Below are 982 nucleotides of genomic sequence, written 5' to 3'. Positions count from 1 at the left end.
TGCTGGAGGTATCAGAAGTGCGAATGCTGACATAAGTAACGATAAAGCGGGTGAAAAGCCCGCTCGCCGGAAGACCAAGGGTTCCTGTCCAACGTTAATCGGGGCAGGGTGAGTCGACCCCTAAGGCGAGGCCGAAAGGCGTAGTCGATGGGAAACGGGTTAATATTCCCGTACTTGGTGTTACTGCGAAGGGGGGACGGAGAAGGCTATGTTGGCCGGGCGACGGTTGTCCCGGTTTAAGCGTGTAGGTGTGTGTTCCAGGTAAATCCGGTTCACTTTAACACTGAGGCGTGACGACGAGGCACTACGGTGCTGAAGCAACAAATGCCCTGCTTCCAGGAAAAGCCTCTAAGCATCAGGTAACATCAAATCGTACCCCAAACCGACACAGGTGGTCAGGTAGAGAATACCAAGGCGCTTGAGAGAACTCGGGTGAAGGAACTAGGCAAAATGGTGCCGTAACTTCGGGAGAAGGCACGCTGACACGTAGGTGAAGTGATTTACTCATGGAGCTGAAGTCAGTCGAAGATACCAGCTGGCTGCAACTGTTTATTAAAAACACAGCACTGTGCAAACACGAAAGTGGACGTATACGGTGTGACGCCTGCCCGGTGCCGGAAGGTTAATTGATGGGGTCAGCGCAAGCGAAGCTCCTGATCGAAGCCCCGGTAAACGGCGGCCGTAACTATAACGGTCCTAAGGTAGCGAAATTCCTTGTCGGGTAAGTTCCGACCTGCACGAATGGCGTAATGATGGCCAGGCTGTCTCCACCCGAGACTCAGTGAAATTGAACTCGCTGTGAAGATGCAGTGTACCCGCGGCAAGACGGAAAGACCCCGTGAACCTTTACTATAGCTTGACACTGAACATTGAGCCTTGATGTGTAGGATAGGTGGGAGGCTTTGAAGCGTGGACGCCAGTCTGCGTGGAGCCGACCTTGAAATACCACCCTTTAATGTTTGATGTTCTAACGTGGACCCGT

Annotated in this window: 1 rRNA gene; it reads left to right on the top strand. The window is 52.7% G+C overall.

The features are described from left to right. Positions 1 to 982 (top strand): 23S ribosomal RNA (locus ACLJNW_RS22970); the annotation flags it as partial.

Source organism: Salmonella sp. SAL4457 (assembly GCF_046548235.1).
Lineage (GTDB): Bacteria > Pseudomonadota > Gammaproteobacteria > Enterobacterales > Enterobacteriaceae > Salmonella > Salmonella enterica.
Note: the sequence above shows the minus strand (reverse complement) of the source record. Positions and strands in the feature narration are given on the sequence as shown.